Annotated in this window: 20 protein-coding genes; 2 read left to right on the top strand and 18 right to left on the bottom strand. The window is 65.5% G+C overall.

What is annotated here, in order from left to right; genetic code table 11:
• The 5 genes from G481_RS0112335 to G481_RS0112315 form a co-directional block, all read right to left on the bottom strand.
• The coding region (locus G481_RS0112335) for a transposase (RefSeq protein WP_028030311.1) at positions 1-380 on the bottom strand (380 nt) is incomplete at its 3' end.
• A gap of 14 nt (positions 381-394) precedes the next feature.
• A complete protein-coding gene (locus G481_RS0112330; protein WP_154664598.1) occupies positions 395-679 on the bottom strand; it encodes a CpaB family protein in 285 nt (94 codons plus the stop codon).
• Positions 680-729: 50 nt separating this feature from the next.
• Positions 730-885, bottom strand: a complete 156-nt coding sequence (locus tag G481_RS25910; RefSeq protein ID WP_154664597.1) for a hypothetical protein — start codon at positions 883-885, stop codon at positions 730-732.
• Positions 886-1,105: 220 nt separating this feature from the next.
• Positions 1,106-1,294, bottom strand: coding sequence for a Flp family type IVb pilin (locus G481_RS0112320; RefSeq protein WP_028030308.1), 189 nt, complete (start codon positions 1,292-1,294; stop codon positions 1,106-1,108).
• 90 nt (positions 1,295-1,384) lie between these two features.
• Complete coding sequence (locus tag G481_RS0112315; protein WP_028030307.1) at positions 1,385-1,573, bottom strand: Flp family type IVb pilin; 189 nt, start codon at positions 1,571-1,573, stop codon at positions 1,385-1,387.
• Between the two features lie 352 nt (positions 1,574-1,925).
• Here G481_RS0112315 and G481_RS0112305 point away from each other — a divergent pair, with 352 nt between their 5' ends.
• Complete coding sequence (locus G481_RS0112305; protein WP_084450883.1) at positions 1,926-2,810, top strand: lytic transglycosylase domain-containing protein; 885 nt, start codon at positions 1,926-1,928, stop codon at positions 2,808-2,810.
• Here the strand turns inward: G481_RS0112305 and G481_RS0112300 are convergent.
• From G481_RS0112300 to scpA, 7 genes are all read right to left on the bottom strand, one after another.
• Positions 2,807-3,139, bottom strand: a complete 333-nt coding sequence (locus tag G481_RS0112300) for a hypothetical protein (RefSeq protein WP_028030305.1) — start codon at positions 3,137-3,139, stop codon at positions 2,807-2,809. The two genes, G481_RS0112305 and G481_RS0112300, sit on opposite strands and share 4 nt — an antisense overlap.
• Positions 3,140-3,169: 30 nt before the next feature.
• Positions 3,170-4,198 (bottom strand): endonuclease/exonuclease/phosphatase family protein, encoded by a 1,029-nt coding sequence (locus G481_RS0112295; protein WP_028030304.1) that lies wholly within the window; start codon positions 4,196-4,198, stop codon positions 3,170-3,172.
• A complete protein-coding gene (locus G481_RS0112290) occupies positions 4,198-4,881 on the bottom strand; it encodes a molecular chaperone DjiA (RefSeq protein ID WP_028030303.1) in 684 nt (227 codons plus the stop codon). The genes G481_RS0112295 and G481_RS0112290 overlap by 1 nt, the downstream gene beginning before the upstream one ends.
• Before the next feature lie 31 nt (positions 4,882-4,912).
• The gene (locus tag G481_RS0112285; RefSeq protein ID WP_028030302.1) at positions 4,913-5,401 is read right to left on the bottom strand and encodes a GNAT family N-acetyltransferase; all 489 of its coding nucleotides are present in this window, start codon (positions 5,399-5,401) and stop codon (positions 4,913-4,915) included.
• Entirely contained in the window at positions 5,398-6,006 is a 609-nt protein-coding gene (locus G481_RS0112280) for a VOC family protein (RefSeq protein ID WP_028030301.1), read from the bottom strand. The genes G481_RS0112285 and G481_RS0112280 overlap by 4 nt, the downstream gene beginning before the upstream one ends.
• Positions 6,006-6,734, bottom strand: a complete 729-nt coding sequence (locus G481_RS0112275; protein ID WP_028030300.1) for an alpha/beta hydrolase family protein — start codon at positions 6,732-6,734, stop codon at positions 6,006-6,008. Before G481_RS0112275 ends, G481_RS0112280 begins: the two co-directional genes overlap by 1 nt.
• Before the next feature lie 228 nt (positions 6,735-6,962).
• On the bottom strand, positions 6,963-9,098 hold the full coding sequence (scpA, locus tag G481_RS0112270; RefSeq protein WP_028030299.1) for a methylmalonyl-CoA mutase: 2,136 nt from the start codon (positions 9,096-9,098) through the stop codon (positions 6,963-6,965).
• Between the two features lie 90 nt (positions 9,099-9,188).
• Here scpA and G481_RS0112265 point away from each other — a divergent pair, with 90 nt between their 5' ends.
• Positions 9,189-9,620 carry a DUF4174 domain-containing protein gene (locus G481_RS0112265; RefSeq protein ID WP_028030298.1) on the top strand — a complete coding sequence of 144 codons (432 nt, stop codon included), beginning with the start codon at positions 9,189-9,191 and terminating at the stop codon, positions 9,618-9,620.
• Between the two features lie 143 nt (positions 9,621-9,763).
• Here the strand turns inward: G481_RS0112265 and G481_RS0112260 are convergent, their stop codons facing one another.
• The 6 genes from G481_RS0112260 to G481_RS0112235 all read right to left on the bottom strand — a co-directional run bounded on the left by G481_RS0112260 (position 9,764) and on the right by G481_RS0112235 (position 15,175).
• Positions 9,764-11,767: an acetyl-CoA carboxylase biotin carboxylase subunit gene (locus tag G481_RS0112260; protein WP_028030297.1), complete on the bottom strand. Its 2,004-nt coding sequence runs from the start codon at positions 11,765-11,767 to the stop codon at positions 9,764-9,766.
• A gap of 120 nt (positions 11,768-11,887) precedes the next feature.
• Positions 11,888-12,103 (bottom strand): hypothetical protein, encoded by a 216-nt coding sequence (locus G481_RS0112255; protein WP_028030296.1) that lies wholly within the window; start codon positions 12,101-12,103, stop codon positions 11,888-11,890.
• 337 nt (positions 12,104-12,440) lie between these two features.
• A complete protein-coding gene (locus G481_RS0112250) occupies positions 12,441-12,845 on the bottom strand; it encodes a hypothetical protein (protein WP_028030295.1) in 405 nt (134 codons plus the stop codon).
• Between the two features lie 84 nt (positions 12,846-12,929).
• Positions 12,930-13,064 carry a hypothetical protein gene (locus tag G481_RS26885; RefSeq protein WP_281171648.1) on the bottom strand — a complete coding sequence of 45 codons (135 nt, stop codon included), beginning with the start codon at positions 13,062-13,064 and terminating at the stop codon, positions 12,930-12,932.
• A gap of 175 nt (positions 13,065-13,239) precedes the next feature.
• Positions 13,240-13,635, bottom strand: a complete 396-nt coding sequence (locus G481_RS0112240; protein ID WP_051294500.1) for a DUF6497 family protein — start codon at positions 13,633-13,635, stop codon at positions 13,240-13,242.
• A gap of 7 nt (positions 13,636-13,642) precedes the next feature.
• Complete coding sequence (locus G481_RS0112235; protein WP_028030293.1) at positions 13,643-15,175, bottom strand: acyl-CoA carboxylase subunit beta; 1,533 nt, start codon at positions 15,173-15,175, stop codon at positions 13,643-13,645.
• Positions 15,176-15,246: the final 71 nt, after the last annotated feature.

Below are 15,246 nucleotides of genomic sequence, written 5' to 3'. Positions count from 1 at the left end.
AGATGGGCCTGGATGTCGCGCACCGACAGACCGGCGGCATAGAGCCCGATGATCTTGTCGTCGATGCCGTCGATGCGGGTCTGGCCCTTCTTGACCAGTTCCGGCTCGAAGCTGCCCTCCCGGTCCCGCGGCACCGAAAGCGGCACCTCGCCGTCCGAGCCCTTCACCCGCTTCGTCGCAACCCCGTTCCGGCGATTGGTCTGCTCCCGCGGCGGCTCTGCGCCAGCCTCGTACCCCAGATGCGCAGTCAGTTCGGCCCCGAGCATCCGCTCCATCAGCCGGACCTTCAGCTCCTTCATCAGCCCGGCATCGCCAAGCAGATCCTCAGGCCGCTTGCAGCCCTTCAGCAACTCGTCCAGCACTTCGTTCGAAATCGTCATCGTCCTTGCTCCTCTCAGGAAGCATGGACCCAATCAGCCATACACAGAAGACCGGACACTCTCATGTTCTCGGGCAGGGCGTTCTTGGGCCAGGCCACCTTGACCACATCCTCGGGCGTCAGGACATGGCCGAACGGCAGTTCCTTGTTGGCGACCAGCACCTCGACCGTGGGCACGATCCGCCGCAGCGCAGCCTGTTCGCGGGCCTTGGTGACGTTGATGAATTGCGACGTCTTCCACGCCGCAAAGCCTGCGAGACCCAAGCCGAGCACCATCACCAGCGAAAATACCATACGCATCCCAGTTCCCCTCGTTCAGTCAGCGATCACGGCCACGGCCGTTCACCCGGTCAGTTGCCCATGTTGCGCGAGGCCAGATCGGCAATTGCCTGTCCCCAGTTCACCGATTCATTCAGAACGGGTACGATGAAGAGCATGCACAGCCCGATCACCCCTGCGGTCAGCACGACGAAATCCGCCGAGACCGCGCCGTCCTGATCCGTCAAGAAATGCCTGGCAGCCCGCTTCAATGATGCCTCCACGATCGCAGTCCATATGCATGGTCGTATGCGGGCAGCCTGCCGGTGGAATGTGGCGAAAACAGGGAGGCACTGCGGAACCTTGGTGGTGCCCGGACGCATCGGTCGGGCATCGGCTTGGCGGTGACAGGAAAAGGCCGCACCCGGGCGGGCGCGGCCTTTCCTGACCTTACCGGCCGTCGGGCTATCAGTAGCCGACGGTGGTTTCTTCGATCTTGGTGGCCATTTCGCCAGCCACGGTCTCGATCCCGCCACCGACGGTGTTGATCACGACGACGCCCAGGCCGACGATGGCAGCGGTCAGCACGACCCAGTCAACGGTCACGGCGCCCGATTCGTCAGCACGGAATTTTTTCAGCAGCGAGAAGAGTTTCATGGTCTTGTCCTTTGGATGGTTGCGGCTGGGTGGCTCTGTGGCATTGCCAGCCGCGTTGTCAGAAAATCAGGGTGTCAGGCGATCTGCGGATCAGTAGCCGACGGTGGTTTCTTCGATCTTGGTGGCCATTTCGCCAGCCACGGTGGTGATGCCGCCACCGACGGTGTTGATCACGACGACGCCCAGGCCCACGATGGCGGCGGTCAGCACGACCCAGTCAACGGTCACGGCGCCCGATTCGTCGGCACGGAATTTTTTCAGCAGCGAGAAAAGTTTCATTCTGGTGTCCCTCCATCAGGGTTTGCTCGGTTTCTTCGCCGCTTCGGTCTGCATCATCCCGGCCTCTGTTCCGGTCCGCCTTCCGTCCTGGCTTGAGGACATATGGCCTTCGAATCGTGGCACGAGTTGGGCGCGTATCAGGTATTTTCGGACTATTCTAAATATCCGTGATGTAGCGCATGTCCATGATATGAATGGAAAATTCATGTTTGGTGCGGCGCTTGCGACCAATGGATCGCGGCAGATTTGCCGCTTTTTCCTGCACGATTCGGGTATTTCCATACGGCACTTCTGATAACGGCCGGTTTCTGGCAAAATAAGCCAAGGCCGGATCACCACGGGCAGAGCAGTCATGGAACAGACAGGTGCGGCGACGCTTGGGTCGCAGGCTGGGCGATTCGTCCGGGGTGCAGCGGTTGTTGCGCTGCTGGCGCTGGCGGGTCCCGCACGGGCCGAGGCGCCGGTCAACGATTTCACCTTCAAGCGCATCAAGGCGCCCGCACCGGGGCAAAAGCCGGTTCTGGTGCAGATCGACCCGGCCGAACAGGCGCGTCTGCTGGCCATTCCCGCCGCCCGGCCCGAGCCAGCGGCGCCGGCCGATCCTGGCGCGGTTGTCGCCGCCCCCGCGCCCAAGGGGCCAGGGCTGTTCGACTGGTATTGGGCCGAGGTCTCTCCGACGCTGGGGCCGGTGTCGGGCCGGTTCGGCAAGGCGCTGGAAATGCTGGGCAAGGCGCCGGGCGGTGCCACGGTGCCAGCCCCCCGGATGCAGACCATGCAGGACATGGCGAATCGCTTTGGCACCGAAATTCTCAAGGCGACCATCGGCACGCGCGTCTCGCCCGCGCTGGCCCTTGCCGTGATCGGGATCGAAAGCGGCGGTCGGGCCGATGTGGTCAGCAGCGCCGGGGCCGTCGGGCTGATGCAGCTGATACCCGCGACCGCAAGCCGCTTTGGTGTCACCGACAGCAAGGACCCGGTCCAGAACCTCAAGGGCGGCATCGCCTATCTGGATTGGCTGATGAAGGAATTCGATGGCGATCCGCTGATGGTTCTGGCCGCCTACAATGCCGGGGAAGGGGCGGTGAAGTCCAACGGGGGCGTGCCGCCCTATGCCGAAACGCGCGCCTATGTGCCCAAGGTTCTGGCCGCCTGGCAGGTGGCGCAGGGCCTGTGCCTGACGCCGCCGGAGCTGGTCAGCGATCCTTGTGTCTTCAAGGTGATCGCGGCGGGCGGCTAAAGCTCTATCTCGGTCTCGGGCAGCGGCTCTGGCCTGCGCCGGATCAGGATGTCGCCGTTCGGCAGCTTGACCGGCGCTTCGTAGTTGCGGATATCGCCCACCATTTCGGCGAGCGATCGCAGCATCGGCTCCATCGCCTTCAGTTGCTCGCCCATCTCGTCCAGGGCCGGCTCCATTTCGGCCATCAGGCCGCGAAACAGCAGGCGCGCGCCCTCGCTCAGCAGGCTCAGCCCCTCGTCCATCTCCGACGGGGGATCGGCGGGGGGATCCTGGGCCGCCAGCGGGGTGGCGACCAACAGCGACAGGGCAAGGGCGACGGACAGGCGCATGTGCCGATCATACCCCCGCGGCGGCGCAAGTCACGGCTCGAAGTCCAGCGTCACCGGGAAGTGATCCGAGGCCGCCAGCAGCGCCTCGCGCAGCTCGGGCGTCTGCCAGCAGACCGGATCATCGAACGGGTGCCAGATGCGCCAGTCGGGCCGGGTGTCGGCAATCGTCTGGGACACCAGGATGTAATCCAGCAGCGCCGGAAAATAGCGCCGCGTCTGCTTGTTGTAGAACCGCGCCGAGGACGGCCCGCCCCCAAGCGGATGATGCAGCGCGTCCAGCGCATGGGGATCGTGCAGGCGCATGGGGCCGTCGGTCGAACACCCGGCCACGGCCGCGCATCCCATCACGATCTCGACGCCCGACAGGCCGAACACCCCTTCGAAGGTGTCAAGCCCGGGGCCGTCGTTCAGATCGCCCATCACGATCAGCCGATCCCCCGCGCGCAGATGCGATTCGATCCGGCGGCGCAGCCAGATGCACTGCGCCAGTTGCTTGCGCCGGTTTGACAGCGCAAGGCTGCGCACCTCGTCGGCATTGCGCGCACCATGCGGGGCCTTTGATTTCGCATGTGCCCCGATGAGGCGAAACGGCAGGCCGCGCACTGGCGTGATGGTCAACTCCAGCGGCGGGCGCGAAAAGACCACCTGCTCCAGCCCGTTGCCATTGCCAAGGTCTATCCCGGTTTCGCGGTCAAATCGCGGGGCGTCCGGGCCTTCTTGCGGATCGACCGTCACCGACATGGTATCGGGATCATACAGCAGGGCCAGTTCCTGTTCGGTATCGCTGCGAAAGCCCATCACCGCGCGGCGCGTGCGCAGCCCGCACAGCTCGGCGAAATTTTCCAGCGCCTGCACGGTGCTGCGGCGCCGGTTGTCATCGGGCGCCTCGACGATGAAGACGGCATCGGCATCCATCGCGGCCATGACGATGCCGATGCTGACCAGCTGCTCGCCGCGCGTCACATGATAGCGGGCCGAGGGGGCATTGTCCTCGAGCGGCCTGCCCGCATCGTCGAACAGGGCATTCATCCATTCGATGTTCCAGGTCGCAAGCCGCATCACGCAGCGCGCGCCCGGCTGATTTCCTCCCATGCCGCATTGACGGCGATCAGCCGCTGTTCGGCCAGCCGCACGGCTTCGGGTGGAACGCCGCGGGCCTGGATGCGGTCAGGGTGGTTTTCCCGCACGGCGGCCTTCCAGGCTGCGCGAATCTCGTCCAGCGAGGCATCGTGATCGACATCCAGCACGTCATAGGGATCATGCGGCATGTCGGGCACATGCCGTTCGCGCAGGCCGCGGAAACAGCATTCGCGCAGGCCGAAAATCCCGGCCACCTGGCGCAGAAAGGCATCCTCGGCCTCGTGATAGTCGCCATCGGCAATTGCGATGCGGAACAGCCCTTCCATGATGTCCATCAGCGTCTCGCGATCGCCGGTGAACATGCGGGCGATCTTGCGGGCATAGGCCTCATAGCCGGCCACATCCTGCCGGGCGAGGTTGAAGACCCGGGCCGCATTCGCCTCTTCGCCTGCGGGAATGGCAAAGACGCGGCGAAAGGCGGCCACCTCGTCACGCGTGACCTGACCGTCGGCCTTGGCCATCTTGGCACCAAGGCCGATGATCGCAATGGTAAAGGCCACCGACCGTTCGGGCGGGGTGCGCAGGCCGTCAAAGACCGAGGCAAGCCCCTCGCCCTTGGCAAGGGCGGCCAGCGCCTCGGATATGCGGGTCCAGATCGACATGGCCGCAGCATAGCGGCGGTGCCGGGTGCTGTCAGGCCAGAACTTTCTGCATCAGCACAAGATCCCAGTAGCGCCCGAACTTCCAGCCCGATTCCGGGATCACGCCCACTTCGGCATAGCCGATGGCGGCATGAAACGCGCGGCCCTGCGGGTTGCCGCCCGACACGCCTGCCACCATCGTATGATAGCCCTTGGCGCGGGCGTCATCCTCGATCGCCGTCATCAGCGCCCGGCCGATCCCCCGACCATGGGCCGCAGTCGCCAGGATGATCGTATGCTCCATCGCGCGGGCATAGCCCGGCCCGGCCCGGAACTGGCCATAGCTGGCAAAGCCCAGGATCTGCCCATCTTCCTCGGCAACCAGAAAGGCATGGCCGGCCAAAGGCTTGGCGGCAATGGTCTCGCGCAGCTCGGCTTCGGTCTTTTCGACCGGATTGAAGGTCACAAGCGTATCGCGGATCAGCGGATTCCAGAACTTCAGGATCTGGGCGGCATCTTCGGGCCGGGCAGGGCGGATCACAGCTGGCGCACTCCATGCGGGGTGGAAAAGGTGGCGGACAGGCCGGGGGCGCCCTCGGTCACACTCAGGCGCGGATCGTCGATCAGCCCGGCCAGCGCGGCGCGCAGGGCATCGGCGCGCGGGTGGCTCAGCCGCAGGCCGGTCAGCCGCACCCCCTGATCGGGCAGGCGGGGGGCCGGCGTCGGCCCCTGCCAGCGGATCAGCGCGGGAAATATCCCGTCGAACGGCAACCGCCCGTCATCCGGCACCGCCATTTGCCAGCGCAGATCGCCGCGCGCCAGATCCATCGCAGCGCCGATGCCGGGTGGACAGGCGGCCAGCGCGGCGCCCATGTCATCACAGGCACAGACCCAGCTGGCCAACCGGGGCGGGCCGGAAAAGCGGTCCAGATCGAACCAGCGTGGCCGACCCGGGGCGGGGGCCGCCGGGTTGATGGCAATGACCTCCAGATAGTCCTGCGGCCCCAGCGACAACAGCCGGTTGTGCGTGCCCATCGCGGCATGCTCGCCCCCGGGCGCCAGCGGCACGCCAAGCGCGGCCTCGACGGCCGCCGCCCCGTCCTCCAGCGCGGCACAAGCCACCGCGACATGATCCAGCCGCAGCATCACAGGTGCTTTCCGAAAAAGCCCAGCAGGCGCGCCCACAATTCCGGCTCGCGGTCCAGATCATAGCCATGGCCCTGACCTTCGCCGACCATCAGATCGACCTCGCGCCCCATATCGCGCAACCGCTGCGCCACGTTCAGCGTCTGGCCATGCGGCCAGACCGGATCGGCATCCCCGACCGACAGGAACACCGGGATCTGCACCCGCTCCAGCGGCAGCGGCAGGCCGGGTGTCAGCGCCGCCTCCTCGCCCGGCCAGACAAATGCGCGCGGGGCATCCCCTTCGGGCCGGCGGCGATGCTCGCCGGTCACGAAATTCGCCGGATCAAAGGCTTGCGTGACGAAATCCGCCCCGGCATGGCTGGCAACTGCCCGGAACGGCCCCTCAGCGCCTTGCAGCGCCGATGCGATCAGCACCAGCCCGCCGCCAAAGGACCAGCCGAATACCCCCACCCCCCGGCAGCGCGGATGCGCCGCCAGCACGCGGCCGGCCTCCACCAGCCCGCGCAGGTCGACATCGGCAATCGGCCCCGCGTGCCACAGATCGCCGCTGCCATAGGCCCAAGGCATCGCCAGCACGCCATGCGCGGCCAGAATGGCGGCGAACCTGTGGCTCCACCCGGCGGCCGGCCCTTCGGACCCATGCACGATCACCACGCCGGGCAGCGTCTCGCCCGTGGCCGGCCCATACACCGCCAGCCCGTCCACCATCTCCAGCGTCAATGCCATCGCGCAGCTCCTGTCCAGATCCTCGCCGCCACTCTGCCGCGCCGCAGAACCCTGCGCAACTGCCGGCCCCCGAAACCACAGCCCATCTTTCGCCTTGATACAAATATCCCCGCCGGAGGCATCCGACGGGGCCATCTGCGCACCAGAACTTTACCGCCTCCGCCCACCATGCGCGCGCGGCAGCAGCCCTGGCCGGGGGCTCGATGCCCCCGGCCAGGGCTTGCCCCCTTACGCCGCCTTGGCCGCGCGGATCAGCTTGAGGATGTCGCGCGCAGCGTCCGGAATGTTGGTTCCCGGCCCGAAGATCGCCTTGACCCCGTGATCATAGAGATACTGATAGTCCTGCTGCGGGATGACCCCGCCGCAGATCACCAGAATATCCTCGGCCCCGGCCGCCTTCAGCGCCTCGACCAGCTTCGGTGCCAGCGTCTTGTGCCCGGCCGCCTGGCTGGAAATGCCGACGATATGCACGTCATTGTCCACGGCATCCTGCGCGGCTTCCTCGGGCGTCTGGAACAGCGGGCCGACGTCGACGTCAAAGCCGATATCGGCAAAGGCGGTGGCAATCACCTTGGCACCGCGGTCATGGCCGTCCTGGCCCATCTTGACCACCAGCATCCGGGGCCTCCGCCCCTCTTGCGCGGCAAAATCCTCCACGTCCTTCTGGATCGCGGCAAAGCCTTCGTCGCCCTCATAGGCGGCCCCATAGACACCGGCCAACGTCTTCACCTCCGCTCTGTGGCGCCCGAAGGTGCCTTCCATCGCCAACGAGATTTCCCCCACGCTGGCCCGCGCACGGGCGCATTCCACCGCAGCTTCCAGCAGATTGCCGCCCTCGACGGTGCGCCGGCCCAGCTCCAGCAGCGCGGCCTGGCATTTCGCCTCGTCGCGGGTGGCGCGCATCTGTTCCAGCCGAGCGATCTGCGCGTCGCGCACCTTGGTGTTGTCGATCTCCAGGATGTCGATCGGATCCTGCTTGGCCAGGCGATACTTGTTGACCCCGACGATCACATCCTCGCCCCGGTCGATCAGCGCCTGCCGGCGCGCGGCGGTTTCCTCGATGCGCAGCTTGGGCATGCCGCTGGCCACAGCCTTGGTCATGCCGCCCATCGATTCCACTTCCTCGATCAGCGCCCAGGCCTTTTCCGCCAGTTCCGCCGTCAGGCTTTCAACGTAATAGCTGCCGGCGAGCGGGTCGACGACATGGGTGATGCCGGTTTCCTCTTGCAAGATCAGCTGGGTGTTGCGCGCGATCCGGGCGCTGAATTCGGTCGGCAGCGCAATGGCCTCGTCAAGGGCATTGGTGTGCAGCGATTGCGTGCCCCCCAGCGCCGCCGCCATCGCCTCATAGGCGGTGCGGATGACGTTGTTATAGGGATCCTGCTCTTGCAGCGACACGCCCGAGGTCTGGCAATGCGTGCGCAGCATCAGGCTGCCGGGCTTCTTGGGCTCGAATTCCTGCATGATGCGCGTCCACAGCAGACGCGCGGCGCGCAGCTTGGCGGCCTCCATGAAGAAGTTCATGCCTATGGCAAAGAAGAATGACAGCCGGCCCGCGAAATCGTCCACGTTCATGCCGGCCGCGATCGCGGCGCGCACATATTCGCGCCCGTCCGCGAGGGTAAAGGCCAGCTCCTGCACCAGGTTCGCGCCGGCTTCCTGCATGTGGTAGCCGGAGATCGAGATCGAGTTGAACTTCGGCATGTTCTTCGAAGTGTACTCGATGATGTCCGCGATGATCCGCATCGAAGGTTCGGGCGGATAGATATAGGTGTTGCGGACCATGAACTCCTTGAGAATGTCGTTCTGAATGGTCCCGGACAGCAGCGCCTTGTCGTGGCCCTGTTCCTCGCCGGTGACGATGAAGTTCGCAAGGATCGGGATCACCGCCCCGTTCATCGTCATCGAGACCGAGATCTTGTCCAGCGGGATGCCATCGAACAGGATCTTCATGTCCTCGACGCTGTCGATGGCCACACCGGCCTTGCCGACATCGCCCACCACGCGCGGATGGTCGCTGTCATAGCCGCGGTGGGTGGCCAGATCGAAGGCGACCGACACGCCCTGCTGCCCGGCAGCCAGCGCCTTGCGATAGAAGGCGTTCGATTCCTCGGCGGTGGAAAAGCCGGCATATTGCCGGATCGTCCAGGGGCGGCCGGCATACATCGTGGCGCGCACGCCGCGGGTGAAGGGGGCAATCCCGGGCAATTCGCCCATCTGCGGCAGGCCCTTCACATCCTCTTCGGTGTAAAGCGGCTTGACCTTGATGCCCTCCAGCGTGTTCCAGGCGAGCTTTTCGTCGGGGTTTGCCCCCTTCAGCTCCTTGCTTGCCAGCTGGCGCCATTGATCGAGCTTGTCGGCCACGGCCTTTCTCCTCATTCAGATGGGGGAAGTCCCCGGATTGCCTTGGGTTTCGGCGCTTTGCCACCTATGTAGATAGGCAAGGGAGGCGCCATGAAACCGCTTCATGTTCTGCTTGCGGCGCTGTGGCCGCTGATGGCCGGGGCGCAAGAGGCCCCGGAGCTGGTCGTTTTTCCGGCGGACGAGATTGCCCTGGACGCACAGATGTTCGTCACCCGGCCGCTGCTGGTCTTTGCCGACAGCCCGAACGATCCGAATTTCCAGCGCCAGATGGATTTGCTGGCCCGCGATCCGGTTTCGCTGGCCAACCGCGATGTCGTGGTCGTGGTCGACACCGACCCGGCCGCGCGCAGCGACTGGCGGCAGAAGTTCCGCCCGCGCGGGTTCAGCCTTGTGCTGCTGGACAAGGACCTGCAGCCCGAGATCCGCAAGCCCTTGCCCTGGGACGTGCGCGAGATCACCGCCGCCATCGACAAGTTTCCCCTGCGCCGGCAAGAGGTGCTGGAACAGTTTCCGGGGCGGTAGCGGGCCGGCGCGGCAGGGCGCTGCCCGGCGCCTTGCAGGCCGATCCAGATGGCCTGCGAGCCCGGTGAACAGGTCATGTCGCACCGGGCCCCGGCCATGTGAGGCGTGCCACACATCTGGCAGGGCCCGGCGCCGGTCATGGCTTATTCGAACTCCATGATCACATCGTCCACCTTCAGGCTGGCACCCGGGGCGGCGTTGATCTTCTTGACCACGGCTTTCTTCTCGGCGCGCAGGATGTTTTCCATCTTCATCGCCTCGACGGTTGCCAGCGCCTGGCCTTCCTGAACCTCGTCGCCTTCGGCCACGCTGATCTTCACCACCAGACCCGGCATCGGGCACAGCAGGAAGCGCGAGGTATCGGGCGGCAGTTTTTCCGGCATCAGCTTGGCCAGTTCCGCCGCGCGCGGGGTGCGGACGTGAACCTTCAGATCCGCGCCGCGCAGGCGCAGGCGGAAGCCCATGGGGATCTCGCTGACCTTCATCACGACCGGCTCGCCGTCAACCGTGGTGCTGGCCAGATGGCTGCCCGGCGTCCAGTCCGAGGTCACGCGGTGCGTCGCGCCATCCTCGAAGGTCACGGTCGACCCGTCGCGGTCGGCGGCGATCTTCACGGCAAGGTTCTCGCCGCCCAGGCTGACGACCCAGTCGTCGCCCACCCGGCGCTGATGGTTGTCCATCGTGCCGGAAATCCGGGTGCGGCGAATTTCGGCCACGCGGTTCATGGCCGCCGCCGCCGCCGCGACCTTGCGCAGGTGCGATTCCGGCAGCGTCGCGCCCTGGAAGCCCTCGGGGTATTCCTCGGCGATGAAGGCGGTGGTCATGTCGCCGGCGACGAATTTCGGATGATCCATCACGGCGGCGACAAAGGGCAGGTTATGGCCGATCCCTTCGACCTCGAACGTGTCCAGCGCCAGGCGCATTTCCTCGATCGCAGCGCCCCGGGTCGGGGCCCAGGTGCACAGCTTGGCGATCATCGGGTCGTAATACATGCTGATCTCGCCGCCCTCATAGACGCCGGTATCGTTGCGCACGATCCCCCCGCGCGAGGTTTCGCCTTCGACCGGCGGACGATAGCGGGTCAGACGGCCGATCGAGGGCAGGAAGTTGCGATAGGGATCTTCGGCATACAGCCGCGATTCCATTGCCCAGCCGTTGATCTTCAGATCTTCCTGCTTGAAGGGCAGCGGCTCGCCATTGGCGACGCGGATCATCATTTCCACCAGGTCGATCCCGGTGATCAGTTCCGTCACCGGATGTTCCACCTGCAGGCGGGTGTTCATTTCCAGGAAGTAGAAGTTGCGCTGACCATCCACGATGAATTCGACCGTGCCGGCGCTGGTATAGCCCACCGCCTTTGCCAGGGCACAGGCCTGTTCGCCCATCGCCTTGCGCGTGGCCTCGTCCAGGAAGGGCGAGGGCGCCTCTTCGATGACCTTCTGGTTGCGGCGCTGGATCGAGCATTCGCGCTCGTGCAGATAGACGCAGTTGCCGTGCTTGTCGGCCAGCACCTGAATTTCGATGTGGCGCGGTTGCGTGACGAACTTCTCGATGAAGATGCGGTCGTCGCCAAAGCTGTTGCGCGCCTCGTTCTGCGACATTTCAAAGCCTTCGCGCGCTTCCTGCGCGTTCCAGGCAATCCGCATCCCCTTGCCGCCGCCGCCAGCGCTGGCCTTGATCATCACCGGATAGCCGATCTGATCCGAGATCTTCACGGCTTCCTCGGCATCGGCGATCAGGCCCATATAGCCCGGCACCGTGCTGACGCCGGCTTCCTGCGCGATCTTCTTCGAGGTGATCTTGTCGCCCATCGCCTCGATGGCGGGGCTGGGCGGGCCGACGAAGACAACGCCCTCGGCCTCGAGCGCGGCAGCAAAGTCCATGCGCTCGGACAGGAAGCCATAGCCGGGGTGAACCGCCTCGGCGCCGGTCTTGCGGATGGCGTCCATGATCTTGTCGATCACGATATAGGACTGGTTCGCAGGCGGCGGGCCGATGTGGACGGCCTCGTCCGCCATCTGCACATGCAGCGCATTGCGGTCGGCATCGGAATAGACCGCGACCGTCTGGATGCCCATCTTGCGCGCGGTCTTGATGACGCGGCAGGCAATCTCGCCCCGGTTGGCGATCAGGATCTTCTTGAACATGTGTCCTCCTCGGATGCGCGCAAGGCTGCGGGCGCTGGATGTGCAAAGGCCACCCGGACCGCTGCGGTCCGGGTGGCCTGGATAGGGGCGGGGCGCCGCGCGGGGGCGGCGCAGGTCAGATCAATAGCGCGGGCGGCAGGGCGGCAGGCCCAGGTTGACGCCGCAGGTTGCAGCGGCAAGTGCGCCGCCGATGACTGCACCGGTAAGCGCGTTGCCGCCGGTCGCGTCAGCGGCGACGGCACCGAGCACGGCGCCGCCGCCGGTGCGCGAGAGCGGGTCCGACATGCAGCCGGCAAGCGGCGCGATGAGGAGCGGAAGAAGGATGAGCTTGCGCATGGGGAACTGCCTCGTGCTGGGGGTTCTGGTTTTATGAACGCAGAATCCCGCATCGCGGTTCCGGCTGCAACGTCATTGCGCATCAACTTTTCAGGCGCAGCGGAATTCCGCTTGGGCCCGGGCGCCGCCCGTTCCGGCACAAAAAGACCCCCGACCGACCAACGGCCGGGGTTCCAGTCTTGGGAAGGGGGAAGGTCCATGGGGACCGGGCCGGCACCACGCAAAGGCGCCGGCTTGACATCAGCATCAGGCGATCCTGCCAGCGGCGCAAGCGACAGTTGCCGGGCATCCCGGGGATGCGCGGCGGATTGCCGGTGGCAGGGCAGGATCGGCCGGATCACGCCTCATCCTCCTCGTCGTCCCAGTCGTCCTCATCGGGGGACCAGGGGCCCTCGGGCTCTTCGAAGACTTCGGGGAAGGCAGCGCGGGCACGCTTGGCGTCGATCTTCAGCAGCGCATCATAGGATGCGGGGTCAAAGGGATCTTCGGCCGGCACCACCTCGCGGCCGAACAGCCAGGACAGGCGGCCGGCGTCCAGGTTGCCACGCTCGAACGGTTCTTCGCCGAACTGTTCCCACAGCGCCCGCATGAAGCCCAGATCGGCCATGCGGTCGGCATGAGCGCGGTCGGCATAGCGTTCGCGCCGGATGATCTTGGTTGCGCCGGCCTTGTTGGCGCGGCGGATGACGAATTGGAAATCCGTGCCGGGCAGACGGCCCGGGAACCCGCGATGTTTCAGCATCGGGAACTCCTTCCGGCCACGGCGCGCGGAAGGCGTGCTCCGGGCAGGCCGGCGCCTGCCCGCGAGCGGTGACCTGTTGTCAGATCACTTGTATTTGCCGGTGTAGGTCGGCGGCGGGGCCACCGGCTCGGTGACATAGACCGGCTCTTCTTTCGGGGCGCAAGCCGCGACGAAAAGGGCAAGCATGAGTGCCGAAGCGGCACGGGTTTTGAAGGACATCCACTGCTCCTGTTATGCTGGATCGTTCGGGCGGATGTAGTGCCCGACGATCGATTCATTACCACGACCGCAAGCCGGCCGCGAGAGCAGATCATATCGCATCCGCAGCAACCCGCCCATGCAGCCAGCGCCATAGTTCCGCCTTGTGGCCGGGTTGCATCACCGGGGCAGAGCATCAGAATGCCTCCCACAGGCAGGCGCCGTCCTGGATGGAATAGGCCTCGAAGAACTGCGTTGCCTCGGGAGAGATCACCCCGAATTCGACCGGCCGGTCCGACAGCGAGATGACCACCTGCGCCGGGCGCGGGCCGGTCGTCGTCTCGATCCGGGGCAGGGCATAGGTGTTGCACAGGTCTTCCATGTCGGCAGAGGCGGTGTCGAAATCGACCGTTCCACCCTGCTGCGCGATCTGCGGCGCGACAAAGCGGAACCGGGCTGTCAGACCGGCAGGGCCAGGCTCGTTCCAGATCGCATCCAGAAACGTCACCGGCTGGCCGGACGGCACGGGAACCAGCTCCTGCCCGAAGGCAGGAGAGGCAAGCAGGATCGCGGCGATCAGACCCCCGCGCATCCCTGGGTCACAGCGGGATGTTGTCGTGCTTTTTCCACGGGTTCGCGAGCTTCTTGTTGCGAAGGCTCGCAAAGGCCCGGGCCACCCGGCGGCGGGTCGAATGGGGCATGATCACCTCGTCGATGAAGCCCTTTTCGGCCGCCACGAACGGGTTGGCAAAGCGGTCCTCGTAATCCTTGGTGCGCGCGGCGATCTTGGCAGCATCGCCAAGTTCCGAGCGATACAGGATTTCCACCGCGCCCTTGGCGCCCATCACGGCGATTTCCGCCGTCGGCCAGGCATAGTTGAAATCGCCGCGCAGGTGCTTGGAGGCCATCACGTCATAGGCGCCGCCATAGGCCTTGCGGGTGATCACCGTGACTTTCGGCACCGTCGCCTCGCCATAGGCGAACAGCAGCTTGGCGCCGTGCTTGATGACGCCGCCATATTCCTGGCCCGTGCCCGGCAGGAAGCCCGGAACGTCCACCAGCGTCAGGATCGGGATTTCGAACGCATCGCAGAACCGCACGAACCGCGCGGCCTTGCGGCTGCTGTCGATGTCGAGGCAGCCCGCCAGAACCATCGGCTGGTTCGCCACCACGCCGACCGTCTGACCTTCGAGGCGGACAAAGCCGGTGATGATGTTGCCGGCGTAATCCTTCTGGATTTCGAAGAAATCGCCCTCGTCGGCAATCTTCGTGATCAGCTCTTTCATGTCATAGGGCTGGTTCGGGTTGTCCGGCACCAGGCTGTCCAGGCTGGATTCCACGCGCGCCGGATCGTCAAAGAACGGGCGCACCGGGGCCTTTTCGCGGTTCGACAGCGGCAGGAAGTCGAACAGGCGGCGGGTTTCCGCGATCGCCTCGACATCGTTTTCATAGGCGCCGTCGGCCACGCTGGATTTCTTGGTATGGGTGACGGCCCCGCCCAGTTCCTCGGCGGTCACCACCTCGTTCGTCACGGTCTTGACCACGTCGGGGCCGGTGACAAACATGTAGCTGCTGTCCTTCACCATGAAGATGAAGTCGGTCATCGCAGGCGAATAGACCGCGCCGCCCGCGCAGGGGCCCATGATCAGCGAGATCTGCGGCACCACGCCCGAGGCCATGATGTTGCGCTGGAACACCTCGGCATAGCCGGCCAGCGAGGCGACGCCTTCTTGAATGCGCGCGCCGCCCGAATCGTTCATGCCGATCACCGGGGCACCGTTCTGCATGGCCATGTCCATGATCTTGCAGATCTTCTGGGCATGGGTTTCCGACAGCGAGCCACCGAACACGGTGAAATCCTGGCTGAACACATAGACCTGACGGCCATTGATCGTGCCCCAGCCCGTCACAACGCCATCCCCGGCGGGGCGGTCCTGTTCCATCCCGAAATCGGTGCAGCGATGGGCGACGAACATGTCGAATTCTTCGAACGAGCCCTCGTCCAGCAACAGCTCGATCCGTTCGCGGGCGGTCAGCTTGCCCTTGGCGTGCTGAGCCTCGATCCGGCGCTCGCCGCCCCCCTTGCGGGCCACGGCGCGGCGGTTCTCGAGCTCTTGCAGGATGTCCTTCATCGCGGTCTCCCCCGGTTTGTTGGTGCGCACCATAGGGCAGGCTTGCGGGCGCACAAAGCACAAAGCGGAAA

This window comes from Gemmobacter nectariphilus DSM 15620 (genome assembly GCF_000429765.1).
GTDB classification, from domain to species: Bacteria; Pseudomonadota; Alphaproteobacteria; order Rhodobacterales; family Rhodobacteraceae; genus Wagnerdoeblera; species Wagnerdoeblera nectariphila.
The sequence above is the reverse complement of the archived record's forward strand: the minus strand, read 5'-3'. Positions and strand labels throughout refer to the sequence as shown.